The organism is Streptomyces sp. NPDC058534 (assembly GCF_042717365.1).
GTDB lineage: Bacteria > Actinomycetota > Actinomycetes > Streptomycetales > Streptomycetaceae > Streptomyces.
Map to the genome: position 1 here is coordinate 174,488 of NZ_JBHXNW010000002.1, position 15,232 is coordinate 189,719.

Sequence of the window (15,232 nt, forward strand, 5' to 3'; positions counted from 1 at the left end):
GCGCTCCTCGGTGCCCGCTCACCACCCACCCCCCCCCCCCCCCCCGACGAGGAGCCCTCAAGTGAGCGAGACAGTGCCCCGCCCCACGCTGGAGGCCGTGGCCGAGCGAGCCGGGGTCTCGCGGGCCACCGTGTCCCGCGTGGTCAACGGGGCGCACGGGGTGCGCGACGCGCTGGCCGAGCGGGTCCGGCGCGCGGTGGAGGAACTCGGATACGTGCCCAACCAGGCCGCCCGCAGCCTGGTGACCCGACGGCACGACGCCGTCGCCGTCGTCGCCGCCGAACCGGAGACCCGGGTCTTCGCCGACCCCTACTTCGCCCAGCAACTGCGCGGCATCAGCAAGGAACTGACGGCCCACGACAACCAGTTGGTGCTGCTGCTCACCGAGGGCCGCGAGGACCACGCCCGCGTCGGCCGCTACCTGGCCGGCGGGCACGTCGACGGCGCCCTCGTCTTCTCCCTGCACCTCCACGACCCGCTGCCCGGCCTCGTACGCAGGGCCGGGGTGCCGACCGTGTTCGGCGGGCGCCCCGACTGGGAGGACGGCCGGGACGACGTGGTCTACGTCGACAGCGACAACCGCGGCGGCGCCCGCGCGGCCGTCCGTCACCTGGCCGGCCTCGGCCGCACCCGGATCGCGCACATCACGGGCCCGCTCGACCAGACCTCGGCGGCCGACCGGCTGGCCGGCTTCCGCGACGTCCGGGCCGGCGCCGACCCGGGGCTGGTCGCGCACGGCGACTTCACCCCGGGCGGCGGCGAACGGGCGATGCGGGAACTGCTCGACCGGTGCCCGGACCTGGACGCCGTGTTCGCGGCCAACGACCTCACCGCCGCCGGTGCCCTGCGGGTGCTGCGCGAGCGGGGGCGGCGGGTGCCGGACGACGTGGCGGTGGTGGGCTTCGACGACATGCTGCCCGTCGCCGAACAGACCGACCCGCCGCTGACCACCGTCCGCCAGGACATCGAGGAGATGGGCCGCCTGATGGCCCGACTCCTCCTGCGCGGCCTGGACCCCCGAACGGCCGCCGACGGTCCGGAAGCCACCGACACGAACCCCGGCACGTCCGGCGTCATCCTGCCGACCACGCTGGTCCACCGTGCCACCGCGTGAGCCGGGGAGCGCTCTCTACGCCTGTGGCGTCACCGGACGAGCGCGAAGGACCCGGTGCCGTCCGCGCCTGCGGTGTCACCGGGGGCCGGCGGTCTCTGCGTCTGCGGGGTCATCGCGTGAGCGCCTGGGCCCGGTGCCCGTCACGCCTGTGGCGTCATCGGGTGAGCGCCGGGCCTGCACGCCTGCGGCCACGGCGTGAGCAGTGGGGGCTTGGTGCGCCTCCATGCCTGTGGCGTCACCGGGGCCCGGCGGTCTCTGCGTCTGCGGCGTCACCGCGTGAGCGCCCGGGCCCGGGGCCCGTCACGCCGCCGTGCCACGTCGGCGCGTGAGCGCGGGAGACTCGGCGCCGCCTACGCCTGCCGCGGCAGCGGCCTGAGTACCGCGAAGCGGGCGCCGGACGGGTCGGCGATGCGGGCGACGCGTCCGACGTCCTCGATGTCCGTCGCGGCCATCGGCACCGTGCCGCCCAGCTCCCGGGCCCGGGCGACCGTCGCGTCCGCGTCGTCCACCGCGAAGTACGGCAGCCAGCCGGTCTCCGTCGGCTCCGGGTCGTCGGCGAGCGGGACGACACCGCCGAACATGGCGTCCTCGCCCTCGCCCGCCGGATTGACCGAGGTGTAGGAGCCACCCGGGAAGGAGACCGCCGAGGTCTCCAGCCCCAGGACCGTTTGGTAGTACGCGGCGGCGGCCGCGACGTCCGCCGTGTGCAGCTCGACCCAGCACAGCGCGCCGCTCTCGCCGACGACACCCAGACCGGGCAGCCGCGCCGGCTGCCAGACACCGAACGGCAGCCCCGCCCGGTCGGCGAGGACCGCCATGGTGCCCTCGTCCATCACGTCCATCGGCTGCGCGAGGACACCTCCGCGTGCCTGCTCGGAGGTCTTGGCGGTGGCCCGGGCGTCCGGCGTCTGGAAGTACACCGTCCAGGACGGCGGGCCCTGCTCGGGCGTGGTCTGCATGCCGCCGGCCGCGATCCGGCCGTCCAGCTCGAAGAAGCCGTAGCCGCCGGCCTCCGGCCCCGCCGACCGGAACCGCCAGCCGAAGAGGCCGCCGTAGAAGGCCGTGGCGCCGTCGAGGTCGGATGTGCCGACGTCGACCCAGTTCGGAGCGCCGGTGACATAGCGGGTGGTGAGCATGATCGCCCTCCTCGGAAGGGTCCCGTTGCCTGCACTGCCGAGTCTTCCACCGACCACCGGCCCCCGCTTCCGCGCGCCGCCGTGCGCCGCCGCACGCGACGGAGGACCATCTGAACGGGTGAGGGGCCCGCCGGCGGCGTTGATCCGGCGTTGATGGAATGTTTTTCCCCTCCCGGCACGCTCCTGTCCATGCACATCGAGACGATCGCCACGCCGGACCTCGACTGGCAGGAGGAGGCGTTGTGCGCACAGACCGGAGCCGAGTTCTTCTTCCCCGAGCCCGGCAGCTCCGTACGGGACGCGAAGCGGATCTGCGCCCTCTGCCCGATCCGCTCGGCCTGCCTGGACTTCGCGCTGAGCAATGACGAGCGCTTCGGCGTCTGGGGCGGACTGTCGGAGAAGGAACGGCTGGAACTGCGCCGCGCCACGCACTGAGCGCGGCCCCCGGCCGTCGCGCCGAGCCGCGCCGGCCGCTCGCCTGGGGTCAGCGCCGCCGTGGTGCGGGCGGCACCCCCGCCCGCCGCGGACGCGGTCGGCCGGGGCGCACCGGTTCGGGCAAGACACTCGCCCTTTCTCCTCGCCCTGCCGGCCCGTACGCCCGACCGTCGCGCAGGCCGCTCGCCCGCCTGCGGTCAGCGCCGCCATCGTGCCGGCGGTATCGCCACCGGCGCGGTCGGCCGGTCAGCCCGCCGCGCGGGCCGCCATCCGGGCCTTGCGCGCTGCCAGCTTCGCGTCGAACTTGGCGGCCTCGGCGTCCAGCCCGCCCATGTACAGTCCCAGTTCCTCCTGGGCCTGCAGACCCTCCGGGCCGAGCCCGTCGATCTCCAGGACCTTCAGGAAGCGCAGCACGGGCTGGATCACGTCGTCGTGGTGGATGCGCAGGTTGTAGACCTCGCCGATCGCCATCTGCGCGGCGGCCCGCTCGAAGCCGGGCATGCCGTGACCGGGCATCCGGAAGTTGACGACCACGTCCCGCACGGCCTGCATGGTGAGGTCGGGCGCGATCTCGAAGGCCGCCTTGAGCAGGTTCCGGTAGAAGACCATGTGCAGGTTCTCGTCGGTCGCGATGCGGGCCAGCATGCGGTCGCAGACCGGGTCGCCGGACTGGTGGCCGGTGTTGCGGTGCGAGATGCGGGTGGCCAGTTCCTGGAAGGAGACGTAGGCCACCGAGTGCAGCATCGAGTGCCGGTTGTCCGACTCGAAGCCCTCGCTCATGTGGGCCATGCGGAACTGCTCCAGCTTGTCCGGGTCGACCGCGCGGGAGGCGAGCAGGTAGTCGCGCATGACGATGCCGTGCCGTCCCTCCTCGGCGGTCCAGCGGTGCACCCAGGTGCCCCAGGCACCGTCACGGCCGAAGAGGCTGGCGATCTCGTGGTGGTAGCTGGGGAGGTTGTCCTCCGTCAGCAGGTTCACCACCAGGGCGATCCGGCCGATCTCGGTGACCTTGGACTGCTCCTTCTCCCAGGCCTCGCCGTCCTCGAAGAATCCCGGGAAGTTCCGGCCGTCCGTCCACGGCACGTACTCGTGCGGCATCCAGTCCTTGGTGACCTTCAGGTGCCGGTTGAGCTCGGTCTCGACCACTTCCTCCAGCGCGTACAGCAGCCGGGCGTCGGTCCAGTCGGCGGAGGAGCCGAGGTGCGGGGAGACGATCGTCACGGAGAACTCCAGGGGACGTGCGACAGTGCGGAGCGGCCGGCGAGCGGTGCCGGGGAACCTACGGGATCGTAGGCTACGAAACCGTAGGTTACGAGGGCGTAGGTTAAACGCACTGTAAAGGTCGCTGATCAGCCAGGGTCCCGCGGGGTGCGGCAAGGCGCCGAGACACGCAGGTCCCGGGGCCGGGCGGGTGACGTACCGGCGGGTTCAGGCGTACAGCTCCCGCAGCCGACCGAGAGGCACGTCACACAGTCTTCGAGCTTCTCGAACTCGCCGATGTCGACGAGTAGAGGTGCCGTGCGGGAGAACAGCACCCGCAGCACCGAGTGGATGTCGGTCATCGTGCCGACCGTGGACCGCGAGTGGCCACCCACAGGCCGCTGGTCGACGACGATCGCGGGGGAGAGGCCCTCCAGGGCGTCCGCGTGCGGCCGCTCGTACTTGGGCAGCCGGTTGCGCACGAACCAGGTGAACGTCTCGTTCAGCCGGCGCCGCGACTCGACCGCGATCGTGTCGAAGACGACCGACGACTTCCCCGACCCCGAAACGCCGGTGAACACGGTCAGCCGGCCCTTCGGGATGCGGAGGGTGACGTCCTGGAGGTTGTTCTCCCCGGCTCCGGTGATGCTGATGAACTCGCTCATGCGAGTGACGCTAGACGGGATACCCGACAGCTTCTGGCGTGATTTCCCTCAGTTCTCCCTCCTCGAACAGCAGCCAGCGGGTGATGCCGAGCGACTCCAGGAACGGCATGTCGTGGCTGGCCACGATCAGCGCCCCCTCGTAGGACTCCAGCGCCGTGGTGAGCTGCCGCACGCTCGCCATGTCCAGGTTGTTCGTCGGCTCGTCCAGCATCAGCAGCTGCGGCGCGGGCTCGGCCAGCATCAGCGCGGCCAGCGCCGCCCGGAAGCGTTCGCCGCCGGAGAGCGTCGCCGCCTGCTGGTCGGCGCGGGCGCCCCGGAACAGGAAGCGGGCCAGCCGGGCCCGGATCCGGTTGTTGGTGGCGCCCGGCGCGAACCGGGCCACGTTCTCGGCCACGGTCAGCTCCCCGTCGAGCACGTCGAGGCGTTGGGGCAGGAACCGCAGCGGTACGTGCGCCGTCGCCTCGCCCGCCACCGGCGCCAGCTCCCCGGCGACGGTGCGCAGCAGCGTGGTCTTGCCCGCGCCGTTGCGCCCGATCAGCGCGATCCGCTCCGGACCGTGCAGATCGAAGCCGCCCTCCACCCGCGCGCCGTACCGGAGTTCCAGTTCGCGCAGGGTGAGCACGGACCGGCCCGGCGGTACGGCCGTATAGGGCAGGTCGACGCGGATCTCGTCGTCGTCCCGCACGGCCTCCACCGCGTCGTCGAGGCGCTCCCTGGCCTCGGTGAGCTTCTCCTCGTGCATGATGCGGTGCTTGCCCGCGGACTCCTGCGCCGCGCGCTTGCGTGCCCCCATGACGATCTTCGGTTCGCGTTTCTGGTCCCACATCTTCTGGCCGTACCGCTTGCGGCGGGCCAGCTTGACCTGGGCGTCGGCCAGTTCCCGCTTCTGCTTGCGCAGGTCGGACTCGGCGACCCGCACCATGCGCTCGGCCGCCTCCTGCTCCACGGCCAGCGCCTCCTCGTACGCCGAGAGGTTCCCGCCGTACCAGGTGATGCCGCCGGACCGCAGGTCGGCGATCTGGTCGACCAGTTCCAGCAGTTCCCGGTCGTGGCTGACCACGACCATGACGCCCGGCCAGGAGGTGACGGCGGCGTACAGGCGCCTGCGGGCGTACAGGTCGAGGTTGTTGGTGGGTTCGTCGAGGAGCAGGACGTCGGGTCGGCGCAGCAGCAGCGCGGCCAGCCGCAGCAGCACCGACTCGCCGCCCGACACCTCGCCGACGGTACGGTCGAGCCCCACGTGGCCGAGCCCGAGTTCGCCGAGGGCGGCGAGGGCGCGCTCCTCGACGTCCCAGTCGTCGCCGACCGTCTCGAAGTGCTCCTCGGCCACGTCGCCCGCCTCGATGGCGTGCAGCGCGGCCCGGCGCGCGGCGATGCCGAGCGCCTCGTCGACCCGCAGCGCGGTGTCCAGGGTGACGTTCTGCGGCAGGTAGCCGACCTCGCCGGAGACGCGGACGGTGCCGTCGGCGGGCGTGAGCTGCCCCGCGATCAGCTTCAACAGGGTCGACTTGCCCGCCCCGTTGACGCCGACGAGCCCGGTCCTGCCGGGGCCGAACGCGGTGTCGAGTCCCTCGAAGACGGGCGTGCCGTCGGGCCAGGCGAAGGACAGGGACGTACAAGTGATGGATGTAGACATACGGGTCTCCGCGGTTGCTTGAAGCCGTCAGGGGCAAACGCGTATCGAGACACCGGGAGGCGGCGACCGCCGTCGGACGAGAGAAGGAGGAGCCCCGGGGAGTGCCGGGCATGAAAAAAGCCCTGCTCCGCAAAGGGACGGCTCGAACGCCGAGGTCGCACGCCGCGTACACACACGTGAGGTGTGTCGCGGTGTCTCAGGACCTCAGACGAGCAACGTCCTTCTCCAATCGGCGGCAACAGAAGCGATATACACCGTACGAGAGACCGGGTGCGCTGTCAACGTATTTCCGCGGACCCGGTCCCACGGCCCCGAGGAGGCCCCCGTGCCCAACGGCCCGCTCTCACTGCCTGCCCGGCTCTGCCTGCTGGCCTGGGACCCGGCGCGGTCCGGTGCCGCCGACACCGCCCGGGTCCACCACCTGGTGCGCGCCGGCGCGCTCACCGAACTGGCCCAGCGCGGCCTGCTCACCGACGACGACGGCATCGCCAACCCCGTCGACCTGGACTCCCGCACCGGGGACGCGGTCCTCGACGGGCTCCTTGAGCTGGTCCGCGAGTCGATGCCGCACCGGTGGCGGACGTGGGTCGCGCTGCACGCGCGGGTCACCTTCGACGCCGTCCGGGAGCAACTGGTGGCCGAGGGCTACCTGCGGGCCGAGAAGAAGCGCGTGCTCGGGGTGTTCCCGTCCGTGGAGCACGTCCTCGCGCGCCCGGCCGCGGCGAAGGCCCTCCGCGACGAGACGCGGGATGTGCTGGAGGGGCGGATTCCGGCCGGGGAGGTGTCCGAGCGTGACGCGGCCGCGGCCGTGCTCGTCGCCGCCGCGGCACCCGGCGTCCCGGCCGGCGCCGGGCGTGGCGCGGGGGACGGTGCGCGCAGGGAGGCGCGGATCGCCGAGCTGACCGAGCGGGGCGGGGCGGCGGCACCCGGGCTGCGGAAGATCGTGGGAGAGGTGTGGGGCGCGGTGAGCGCGGAGAGCGCCCGGGCCGTGGCGTCGTCGGGGCGCTGAGGTCGGGGCGCGGAGGGGGCGGGGGCGACGGCCGGTCAGCAGCTCCCCCGCATCAGCTCCGCCAGGTCGTGCTCCAGGTCCAGGTGGAGGTGCTCCAGGCCGACGGGCACCAGCTCGCCCGCGGCCGCCAGGAACCGGCGCAGCTCGCCCGAACGCACATGGATCACGGCGGTGCCCTCGGGCGCGTGGAACTCCAGGACGGTGCGGTCGTACCCGTACGGGCGCACCCGCACGTCGCCGTGGCCGTCCGGCTCCCGCATCCCAGCGATGAGCAGCTCGCGGGAGAAGGTCCAGCAGACCTCCACACCCTCCAGGGTGGCGGGGGCCGGGAAGGTCATGCGGACGGCGAAGGGGTCGCCGCGGTCGTAGTGCAGGATGGCGGGAATGCTCGGCATACGCGGTGCGGCGGCGACGAGACGCGCCTCGACCGGCTGCTCGATGACGGTGGACAACGCCTTGCTCCCTCGTGACGGCTGGACGGGCTCTCGGGGTGGTGCGGGCCGGGCACTTGAAGAGACGCTGGAAACAGCCGATCCGTGCACACGAGCAACGAGTGACCTCTGTCACCGCGTTCATGCACCGGCGTGACACGGCTCTCCTCGCCCGCCCCGTACGGCACTTGCGCCACGCGCGTGCCGGACAGGTCCTCTGGACGGAGCACCCCCGGTGGGCTAGCTTCGCCCGCCATGAGGCGCTTGGGAAGCACGCGACGCACGGCACGGCCGATCCGAACCGCCCGCGGGCGCACGGGACGTACGGCGATCGCGGGCGCGGTCTGCGCGGCGGCGCTGGCCGCGCTGACGACCGTACCGGCGCAGGCGCACCAGCCCCGGCACCGGCCGCACTGGGAGCTCAAGGACACCGGGGCGTCCGACGTCCGGTTCCGGGGGCTCGCCGCCGTCAGCCGGCACACCGCCTGGCTGGCCGGCTCCGGCGGCACCGTCCTGCGCACCACCGACGGCGGCGACACCTGGCGCGACGTCTCCCCGCCGGGCGCCGGCGACCTGGAGTTCCGGGACGTCGAGGCCTTCGACGCCCGCCGGGCCGTGGTCCTGGCCATCGGCGAGGGCGAGGCGTCCCGGGTCTACCGCACCGCCGACGGCGGAGCCACCTGGACGGAGTCCTTCCGCAACACCGACCCCCGGGCCTTCTACGACTGCCTCACCTTCTTCGACTCCCGGCACGGACTCGCCATGAGCGACCCGGTGGACGGAAAGTTCCGCATCCTGTCCACCCGCGACGGCGGCCGCTCCTGGAAGGTGCTGCCGGACCGGGGCATGCCGGCCGCGCAGGACGGCGAGGCCGGGTTCGCGGCCAGTGGCCAGTGCCTGGTCTCCTCAGGGCCGAGGGACGTGTGGCTGGCCACCGGCGGGGCCGCACGCGCGCGCGTGCTGCACTCCGCCGACCGGGGGCTCACCTGGACGGCCACCGACGCCCCGGTCCCGGCGGGCGACCCGGCGCGGGGCGTCTTCGCCCTCGCCTTCCGCGACCGGGCCCACGGCCTCGCGGTCGGCGGCGACTACCGCCCGGACCAGAGCTCCCCGCGGGCCGCGGCACGGACCGCCGACGCCGGCCGCACCTGGCGGCCCGCCGACCGGCCGCCGCCGGCCTACCGTTCCGGCGTGGCCTGGCTTCCGCACAGCCGCACCGCCGCCCTCGCGGTCGGCCCCACCGGTACCGACCTCACCACGGACGGCGGCCGCACCTGGCGGACCGTCGACACCGGCTCCTACGACACCGTGGACTGCACGCCCGACCTGGGCTGTTGGGCCGCGGGCGAGCAGGGCAGGGCCGCCCGCCTGGAACGGTGACGCCGGGCGGGGCGGGGTGTCCGTCCGTAATGTGGGTACCCGCTCGCCGAACGTGAGAGGAAGTGAGCGGACATGCCGCGCGGTTCCAGCTCCAAACGGGAACGCCAGTACGAGCACATCAAGGACAGCGCCGAGGACCGCGGCGAGAGCACCGGCCGCGCCAAGGAGATCGCGGCCCGGACGGTCAACAAGGAGCGCGCCCGGTCGGGTGAGTCGAAGACCGCCAGCCGCACGTCCACCCAGGACATGTCGTCGGGCAAGCGGGGCGGCCAACGGTCGGGGAGGGGCGAAGGCCCGCAGGGACCCACCTACGACCAGCTCTACGAGGAGGCCAAGCGCCGCAACGTCCACGGCCGTTCGAACATGAACAAGGGCGAGCTGCGCCACGCCCTCGGCAAGTGAGCCGTAGCGCCCTCTAGGCGAGCGTCTCCCGGTACGGCTCCAGCGCCGGGGCCGTCTTCGTGGCGACGAACTCCGTGACGCGGTACGCGCACACGCCGGCCCGGACGAACGGGTCGCCCGCGGTGACCTCCTCGATCCGCGCACGGTCCCCCGAGACGGCGATGATCACCCCGCCGTCGCGGGGCTCCTTGCGCCCGGACGCCAGGAACACACCCTGCCCGTACAGCTCGTCGAGCCAGGCCACGTGGTCCGGCAGGACGGCGTCGACGGCTTCGAGCGGGGCGGTGTAGGACAGCTCCAGAACGAACATGATCGCGAGCCTACTGCGGGCTCACTTAGGGTTGCCGTCACCATGACGACCGTGACCGTGCAGATCCCCGCCGACTGGCCCGCGACCGAGGAACGGGCCCGCGCCGTCCAGGACGGACTGCGCGCGCGGGTCGTCCTCGACGAGACCGGCCCGCCGCCCGGCACGGGCACGGTGACCGGAGTCGACGTGGCCTACGACGACGAACGCGACGTGGTCGCGGCGGCGGCCGTCGTGCTGGACGCCGCGACCCTCGGCGTCGTCGCCGAGGCCACCGCCGTCGGGCGGATCTCCTTCCCCTACGTGCCGGGCCTGCTCGCCTTCCGGGAGATCCCGACCGTCCTCGCCGCGCTGGACGCCCTGCCGCGCCCGCCCGGCCTGGTCGTCTGCGACGGCTACGGGCTGGCCCACCCGCGCCGCTTCGGCCTCGCCAGCCATCTGGGCGTGCTCACCGGCCTGCCCACCATCGGCGTGGCCAAGAACCCGTTCACCTTCACGTACGACGAGCCGGATGCCCCGCGCGGCAGCACGTCCCCGCTGCTCGCCGGCGCCGAGGAGGTCGGGCGCGCGGTGCGCACGCGCGACGCCGTCAAGCCGGTCTTCGTCTCCGTCGGCCACCGGGTGAGCCTCGACAACGCCTGCGCGCACACGCTGGCCCTGGCCCCCGCCTTCCGGCTGCCGGAGACCACCCGCAGGGCCGACGCCCTGTGCCGCGCGGCGCTGCGGGCCGCCGCCTACCCGGCCCGACCCTCGACGCTCCAGCGGCCCACCTCCTGATGCGCCGAGTCGTAGACCGCCGAACCGTCGCCGGGCCGCAGCGCGTAGTGGTGCAGGTTGCCGCCCCAGTAGCGCAGGATCCGCTGCAACTCGCCCGTGGGGTCCTCGGCGAGCGCGCCCTCGTCCATGGTGACTTCGAGTAGGAACTTCATACCCTCAAGGGTTTCATTGAACTTCCCTTTGGCACTTTGGCCGTGTCGCACCCGTCGTGCTGGTCGAGACAGGCGAGAAAGTCTCAAACCGCGGATATGGCAGACGCGCGGGACCACCCAGGCCGTCTGAGTATCCGTACGGATGTGCTGCCCCCGCCGCCCCCGGCAGGCTGGACCGCATGACGACACACCGGACACCCGAGTGCTCCGCCCGCCCCGGCCGCCCCGTCGGCCGGACCGCGGTCGCGGGGCTGGCGCTGGCCGTGGTGGCGGGGGTGGCCTGGGTCGGCGGAATGATCTACACGATCGTCGGCTGGACGGGATGATCCGCGCCGTCGCCGGACGAGAGGTCCCTCAGAGGGTCGCGGCCACCCGGAAGCGGATGCCCGCCGCCCGCAGCCGCTCGGTCAGCGCCTCGCCCATCGCGACGGCCGTGGTGACCTGCCCTGACGTCGGCGGCAGCTCGTCGAGGGCGAGACAGAGCGCCGCCTCGGCGAACATCTTCGCCGTCTCGTCGTAACCGGGGTCGCCGCCCGCGACCTCCGTGAACACCTTGCGCCCGCCCCCCTCGCCGACGAAGCGGACCGAGAACCAGCTCTTGGCGCGCTTCTCGGCGCTCGGGCCGTCACCCGGCTTGAGCCGCCCGGACAGCCAGCGCCGCGCCGGCGGCACCTGAGCCGCCGCCAGCAGCGCGCCCACGGCCGCCACGCCGCCCACCGCCACCGGCAGACGCCGGACGGCCGCGTAGTGGCGGTAGCGGAAGTCGGGGCCGTAGCGGTCCAGGGCCTTCGCGGAGCGCCGCACGACCTGTGCGTCGATGGTCGGCAGCGGCAGCGCCCAGGCTCCCACCTCCCCGGCGAACCGCGGCGCGCCGGTCGGCGTCACCGCGCGGCGGCCCACCAGGCGCGGTTCGTGCCGCCGGCGTTCCACGGCCGCGGATCGCAGCTGCCGCCCGCGCGCGAGCTGGCCCAGCGCGGAGGCGAAGGTGCCGCCGGAGAAGGTCGCGTCGACGCTCACGAAGCCGTCCACGGTCAGCGGCACGCCCTCCGGCAGCTGCCGCACGGTGAAGTACACGCCCAGGTCGTGGGGGATCGAGTCGAAGCCGCAGGCGTGCACCAGCCGGGCGCCGGTCTCCCGCGCGCGAGCGTCGTGGCGCACGTAGGTCAGGTCCACGAACTCCGGTTCACCGGTGAGGTCGAGATAGTCCGTACCGCTGTCCGCGCAGGCGGCGGCCAGGGCGTCGCCGTACCGGACGTAGGGGCCGACCGTCGTGGCCACCACGCGCGCCTGTCCGGCGAGTTCGCGCAGCGAGTCCGGATCGGACACGTCCGCGCGCAGCACGCCGGCGTCCGGCGCGCCCGGCAGCCGGTCGCGCAGTCGGCGCAGCTTCTCCTCGCCGCGGCCGGCGATCGCCCAGCGCAGCCCCTCGGGGGCGTGCGCGGCGAGATACCGCGCGGTCAGTTCCCCGACGAACCCCGTCGCTCCGAAGAGCACGATGTCGTACAGCCGGTCGGCCTTTTTCAGCCTGCTCATGACATCCCTTCGTCACCCGTCGGCAATGCCCTGGTCCGCAGCACGCGCCGTTGCCGGTGGCTGAGGCTAGCGTGAGGAGGGTGGAGTCCGTCGACGACCCCGGAGGCATCGCGTGGCCGTGCCCAGGAGTGCCCTGAAAAAGTGGGAGAAAGTCCGTGAGTTCGCCCTCGGTATGCCGGACGCGGTAGAGGAGTTCCCGTGGGGCGAGTCCGTCGCGAAGGTCAACAAGAAGGTGTTCGTCTTCCTCGGCGTGACCGACGGCAGCTACCCGATGGGCATCACCCTCAAGCTCAAGGGCGAGGAGGCGCACGCCCATGCACTGTCCTGTCCCGGCGCCGAACCCGCGGGGTACGGGCTGGGCAGATCGGGCTGGGTCAGCATCCCGTTGCAGGAGCAGGGTGCCCCGGCCGCCGGGCTGCTCTGCGACTGGGTGGAGGAGAGCTATCGCACCGTGGCTCCCCGCCGGCTGGCCGCCGTGCTGGACGCCCGCGGAGCATAATTGGCTAAGCGCTTGCTCGTCCGGGTCTTGTGCCCAGTGGAACACGTTCTTAGCATCACTGGTGTTACATCGGTTGTGTCACAGAGCTGGGGATGCGATGTCGGAAGCCAGGACGCCGGCCCGGACCACGGGTGAGGGCCCGCTCTCCGGCGTGCGCGTGGTCGAGCTGGCCGGCATCGGCCCAGGGCCCTTCGCGGCCATGCTCCTCGCCGACCTCGGTGCCGACGTCGTGCGCGTCGACCGCCCCGGCGGCCCGGGACTCGGCATCGACCCGGCGCACGACGTCACCAACCGCAACAAGCGTTCCGTGCTCGTCGACCTCAAGGCACCGGACGGTCCCGAGCGGGTCCTCGCCCTCGCCGAACGCGCCGACGTGCTGATCGAGGGCTACCGCCCGGGCGTCGCCGAACGGCTCGGCGTGGGCCCCGAGCCCTGCCACGCCCGCAACCCGCGCCTCGTGTACGGCAGGATGACCGGCTGGGGCCAGCAGGGCCCGCTCGCCGAACGCGCCGGCCACGACATCGGGTACATCGCGCTCACCGGCACCCTCGGCATGATCGGCGACCCCGGCCGCCCGCCCGCCGTCCCCGCCAACCTCCTCGGCGACTACGCCGGCGGCTCCCTCTATCTCGTCGTCGGAGTCCTCGCCGCCCTGCACCACGCGCGCGCGACGGGCACCGGCCAGGTCGTGGACGCCGCGATCGTCGACGGCACCGCCCACCTCTCCTCGATGATCCACGGCATGCTCGCCGCCGGCGCCTGGCAGGACCGGCGCGGCGCCAACCTCCTCGACGGCGGCTGCCCGTTCTACGGCACCTACGAGACCGCCGACGGCCGGCACATGGCGGTCGGCGCGCTGGAGCAGCGCTTCTACACCGAGTTCATGGACCTGCTCGGCATCCCCGGCCTGGCGCCCGCCCGCGACGACCCGGCCCGCTGGCCCGAACTGCGCGCGGCCGTCGCCGACCGCTTCGCGAGCCGCACCCGTGACGAGTGGACGTCCGTGTTCGCGGGCTCCGACGCCTGCGTGGCGCCCGTCCTGACGCTGCGCGAGGCACCGCACCACCCCCACCTCGCCGCCCGCTCCACCTTCACCGACCACGACGGCATCACCCAGCCGGCCCCCGCACCCCGCTTCTCCGCGACCCCCACCTCCGTCCGCACCGGGCCCGTCCTGCCCGGCGCCGACACCGACGCCGTGGCCCGCGACTGGGACCTGCCCCGCGAAGGGGAACCGACGCGTGACGAGGAACCGACTCGTGTCCCTCACCCGAACAGCCCTGTGAAGAACCCTCAGTGAAAGGCCTGCCAGTGACCACCGAAGCGTACGTGTACGACGCGATCCGCACCCCGCGCGGACGCGGCAAGGCGAACGGCGCCCTGCACGGCACGAAGCCCGTCGACCTGGTCGTCGGCCTCATCCACGAGATCCGCGCCCGCTTCCCGGACCTGGACCCCGCCGCGGTCGACGACGTCGTCCTCGGCGTCGTCGGCCCCGTCGGCGACCAGGGCTCCGACATCGCCCGCATCGCCGCCATCGCCGCGGGACTGCCGGACACCGTGGCCGGCGTCCAGGAGAACCGCTTCTGCGCCTCGGGCCTGGAGGCCGTCAACCTGGCCGCCGCCAAGGTGCGTTCCGGCTGGGAGGACCTGGTCCTCGCGGGCGGCGTCGAGTCCATGTCCCGCGTGCCGATGGCCTCGGACGGCGGCGCCTGGTTCAACGACCCGATGACCAACCTCGCCACCAACTTCGTGCCGCAGGGCATCGGCGCCGACCTGATCGCCACCATCGAGGGCTTCTCCCGCCGCGACGTGGACGAGTACGCGGCCCTCTCCCAGGAGCGCGCGGCCACCGCCTGGAAGGACGGCCGCTTCGAGCGCTCCGTCGTCCCCGTACGGGACCGCGCCGGCCTCACCGTCCTCGACCACGACGAGCACCCGCGCCCCGGCACCACCGCCGACTCCCTCGCGGGCCTCAAGCCGTCCTTCGCCGACATCGGCGAACTCGGCGGTTTCGACGCCGTCGCGCTGCAGAAGTACCACTGGGTCGAGAAGATCGACCACGTCCACCACGCGGGCAACTCCTCCGGCATCGTGGACGGCGCCTCCCTGGTCGCCATCGGCTCCAAGGAGGTCGGCGACCGCTACGGCCTGCGCCCGCGCGCCCGGATCGTCTCGGCCGCCGTGTCCGGCTCCGAGCCCACCATCATGCTCACCGGCCCCGCCCCGGCCACCCGCAAGGCGCTCGCCAAGGCCGGCCTGACCATCGACGACATCGACCTGGTCGAGATCAACGAGGCGTTCGCCGCGGTCGTCCTGCGCTTCGTCAAGGACATGGGCCTGTCCCTGGACAAGGTCAACGTCAACGGCGGTGCCATCGCGCTCGGCCACCCCCTCGGCGCCACCGGCGCGATGATCCTCGGCACCCTCGTGGACGAACTGGAGCGCCAGGACAAGCGCTACGGCCTCGCCACCCTGTGCGTGGGCGGCGGCATGGGCGTCGCCACGATCGTCGAGCGCGTCTGATCCCCTCCCGACGGATTCCCTGGAGCACAC

At 73.2% G+C, this 15,232-nt stretch carries 17 protein-coding genes and 1 pseudogene; 10 read left to right on the forward strand and 8 right to left on the reverse strand.

Annotation, left to right across the window (positions count from 1 at the left end):
* Positions 1-61 precede the first annotated feature (61 nt).
* On the forward strand, positions 62-1,114 hold the full coding sequence (locus ACFWR9_RS01795) for a LacI family DNA-binding transcriptional regulator (protein ID WP_383833895.1): 1,053 nt from the start codon (positions 62-64) through the stop codon (positions 1,112-1,114).
* A gap of 350 nt (positions 1,115-1,464) precedes the next feature.
* Here ACFWR9_RS01795 and ACFWR9_RS01800 read toward each other — a convergent pair whose 3' ends face one another.
* Positions 1,465-2,250, reverse strand: a complete 786-nt coding sequence (locus ACFWR9_RS01800) for a VOC family protein (RefSeq protein WP_383833898.1) — start codon at positions 2,248-2,250, stop codon at positions 1,465-1,467.
* 189 nt (positions 2,251-2,439) lie between these two features.
* On the opposite strand from ACFWR9_RS01800, the gene ACFWR9_RS01805 reads away from it, so the two are divergent.
* Positions 2,440-2,685: a WhiB family transcriptional regulator gene (locus ACFWR9_RS01805; RefSeq protein ID WP_122620628.1), complete on the forward strand. Its 246-nt coding sequence runs from the start codon at positions 2,440-2,442 to the stop codon at positions 2,683-2,685.
* A gap of 246 nt (positions 2,686-2,931) precedes the next feature.
* Here ACFWR9_RS01805 and ACFWR9_RS01810 read toward each other — a convergent pair whose 3' ends face one another.
* The 3 genes and pseudogenes from ACFWR9_RS01810 to ACFWR9_RS01820 form a co-directional block, all read right to left on the reverse strand.
* The gene (locus ACFWR9_RS01810) at positions 2,932-3,906 is read right to left on the reverse strand and encodes an acyl-ACP desaturase (RefSeq protein WP_383833902.1); all 975 of its coding nucleotides are present in this window, start codon (positions 3,904-3,906) and stop codon (positions 2,932-2,934) included.
* A gap of 299 nt (positions 3,907-4,205) precedes the next feature.
* A pseudogene (locus ACFWR9_RS01815) lies at positions 4,206-4,550 on the reverse strand (excinuclease ABC subunit UvrA); the annotation flags it as partial.
* Between the two features lie 10 nt (positions 4,551-4,560).
* Entirely contained in the window at positions 4,561-6,186 is a 1,626-nt protein-coding gene (locus tag ACFWR9_RS01820; RefSeq protein WP_383833905.1) for an ABC-F family ATP-binding cassette domain-containing protein, read from the reverse strand.
* 325 nt (positions 6,187-6,511) lie between these two features.
* Here ACFWR9_RS01820 and ACFWR9_RS01825 point away from each other — a divergent pair, with 325 nt between their 5' ends.
* On the forward strand, positions 6,512-7,195 hold the full coding sequence (locus ACFWR9_RS01825; RefSeq protein ID WP_383833908.1) for a GPP34 family phosphoprotein: 684 nt from the start codon (positions 6,512-6,514) through the stop codon (positions 7,193-7,195).
* A 35-nt stretch (positions 7,196-7,230) separates the two neighbouring features.
* Here the strand turns inward: ACFWR9_RS01825 and ACFWR9_RS01830 are convergent, their stop codons facing one another.
* Positions 7,231-7,647, reverse strand: a complete 417-nt coding sequence (locus ACFWR9_RS01830) for an SsgA family sporulation/cell division regulator (protein ID WP_383833911.1) — start codon at positions 7,645-7,647, stop codon at positions 7,231-7,233.
* A 234-nt stretch (positions 7,648-7,881) separates the two neighbouring features.
* On the opposite strand from ACFWR9_RS01830, the gene ACFWR9_RS01835 reads away from it, so the two are divergent.
* Together ACFWR9_RS01835 and ACFWR9_RS01840 are read left to right on the forward strand one after the other, a co-directional pair.
* Positions 7,882-9,006, forward strand: a complete 1,125-nt coding sequence (locus tag ACFWR9_RS01835; protein WP_383833914.1) for a WD40/YVTN/BNR-like repeat-containing protein — start codon at positions 7,882-7,884, stop codon at positions 9,004-9,006.
* 72 nt (positions 9,007-9,078) lie between these two features.
* Complete coding sequence (locus ACFWR9_RS01840) at positions 9,079-9,408, forward strand: plasmid stabilization protein (RefSeq protein WP_383833917.1); 330 nt, start codon at positions 9,079-9,081, stop codon at positions 9,406-9,408.
* A gap of 13 nt (positions 9,409-9,421) precedes the next feature.
* On the opposite strand, the gene ACFWR9_RS01845 is transcribed toward ACFWR9_RS01840, so the two are convergent.
* Complete coding sequence (locus ACFWR9_RS01845; protein ID WP_383833920.1) at positions 9,422-9,718, reverse strand: YciI family protein; 297 nt, start codon at positions 9,716-9,718, stop codon at positions 9,422-9,424.
* A 42-nt stretch (positions 9,719-9,760) separates the two neighbouring features.
* On the opposite strand from ACFWR9_RS01845, the gene ACFWR9_RS01850 reads away from it, so the two are divergent.
* Complete coding sequence (locus tag ACFWR9_RS01850; protein WP_383833923.1) at positions 9,761-10,492, forward strand: endonuclease V; 732 nt, start codon at positions 9,761-9,763, stop codon at positions 10,490-10,492.
* On the opposite strand, the gene ACFWR9_RS01855 is transcribed toward ACFWR9_RS01850, so the two are convergent.
* Positions 10,450-10,644 carry a hypothetical protein gene (locus tag ACFWR9_RS01855; protein WP_383833926.1) on the reverse strand — a complete coding sequence of 65 codons (195 nt, stop codon included), beginning with the start codon at positions 10,642-10,644 and terminating at the stop codon, positions 10,450-10,452. The genes ACFWR9_RS01850 and ACFWR9_RS01855 overlap by 43 nt on opposite strands.
* A 179-nt stretch (positions 10,645-10,823) precedes the next feature.
* Between ACFWR9_RS01855 and mmpA the strand changes: the two genes are divergently transcribed.
* Complete coding sequence (gene mmpA / locus ACFWR9_RS01860) at positions 10,824-10,970, forward strand: morphogenic membrane protein MmpA (protein ID WP_383833929.1); 147 nt, start codon at positions 10,824-10,826, stop codon at positions 10,968-10,970.
* A gap of 28 nt (positions 10,971-10,998) precedes the next feature.
* Here the strand turns inward: mmpA and ACFWR9_RS01865 are convergent, their stop codons facing one another.
* Positions 10,999-12,177, reverse strand: coding sequence for a saccharopine dehydrogenase family protein (locus tag ACFWR9_RS01865; protein WP_383833933.1), 1,179 nt, complete (start codon positions 12,175-12,177; stop codon positions 10,999-11,001).
* 112 nt (positions 12,178-12,289) lie between these two features.
* On the opposite strand from ACFWR9_RS01865, the gene ACFWR9_RS01870 reads away from it, so the two are divergent.
* The 3 genes from ACFWR9_RS01870 to ACFWR9_RS01880 all read left to right on the forward strand — a co-directional run bounded on the left by ACFWR9_RS01870 (position 12,290) and on the right by ACFWR9_RS01880 (position 15,202).
* Complete coding sequence (locus ACFWR9_RS01870; protein WP_383833936.1) at positions 12,290-12,676, forward strand: MmcQ/YjbR family DNA-binding protein; 387 nt, start codon at positions 12,290-12,292, stop codon at positions 12,674-12,676.
* Between the two features lie 97 nt (positions 12,677-12,773).
* The gene (locus ACFWR9_RS01875; RefSeq protein ID WP_383833939.1) at positions 12,774-13,976 is read left to right on the forward strand and encodes a CaiB/BaiF CoA transferase family protein; all 1,203 of its coding nucleotides are present in this window, start codon (positions 12,774-12,776) and stop codon (positions 13,974-13,976) included.
* A gap of 11 nt (positions 13,977-13,987) precedes the next feature.
* Entirely contained in the window at positions 13,988-15,202 is a 1,215-nt protein-coding gene (locus ACFWR9_RS01880) for an acetyl-CoA C-acetyltransferase (RefSeq protein WP_383833942.1), read from the forward strand.
* Positions 15,203-15,232 lie beyond the last annotated feature (30 nt).

Bases quoted from the DNA above. Each gene is read 5' to 3' on its own strand.
- ACFWR9_RS01865 (WP_383833933.1), bottom strand. From the start codon at position 12,177: ATGAGCAGGCTGAAAAAGGCCGACCGGCTGTACGACATCGTGCTCTTC.
- ACFWR9_RS01820 (WP_383833905.1), bottom strand. From the start codon at position 6,186: ATGTCTACATCCATCACTTGTACGTCCCTGTCCTTCGCCTGGCCCGAC.
- ACFWR9_RS01850 (WP_383833923.1), top strand. From the start codon at position 9,761: ATGACGACCGTGACCGTGCAGATCCCCGCCGACTGGCCCGCGACCGAG.
- ACFWR9_RS01835 (WP_383833914.1), top strand. From the start codon at position 7,882: ATGAGGCGCTTGGGAAGCACGCGACGCACGGCACGGCCGATCCGAACC.
- ACFWR9_RS01855 (WP_383833926.1), bottom strand. From the start codon at position 10,644: ATGAAGTTCCTACTCGAAGTCACCATGGACGAGGGCGCGCTCGCCGAG.
- ACFWR9_RS01800 (WP_383833898.1), bottom strand. From the start codon at position 2,250: ATGCTCACCACCCGCTATGTCACCGGCGCTCCGAACTGGGTCGACGTC.
- ACFWR9_RS01840 (WP_383833917.1), top strand. From the start codon at position 9,079: ATGCCGCGCGGTTCCAGCTCCAAACGGGAACGCCAGTACGAGCACATC.
- ACFWR9_RS01805 (WP_122620628.1), top strand. From the start codon at position 2,440: ATGCACATCGAGACGATCGCCACGCCGGACCTCGACTGGCAGGAGGAG.
- ACFWR9_RS01875 (WP_383833939.1), top strand. From the start codon at position 12,774: ATGTCGGAAGCCAGGACGCCGGCCCGGACCACGGGTGAGGGCCCGCTC.
- ACFWR9_RS01845 (WP_383833920.1), bottom strand. From the start codon at position 9,718: ATGTTCGTTCTGGAGCTGTCCTACACCGCCCCGCTCGAAGCCGTCGAC.
- mmpA (WP_383833929.1), top strand. From the start codon at position 10,824: ATGACGACACACCGGACACCCGAGTGCTCCGCCCGCCCCGGCCGCCCC.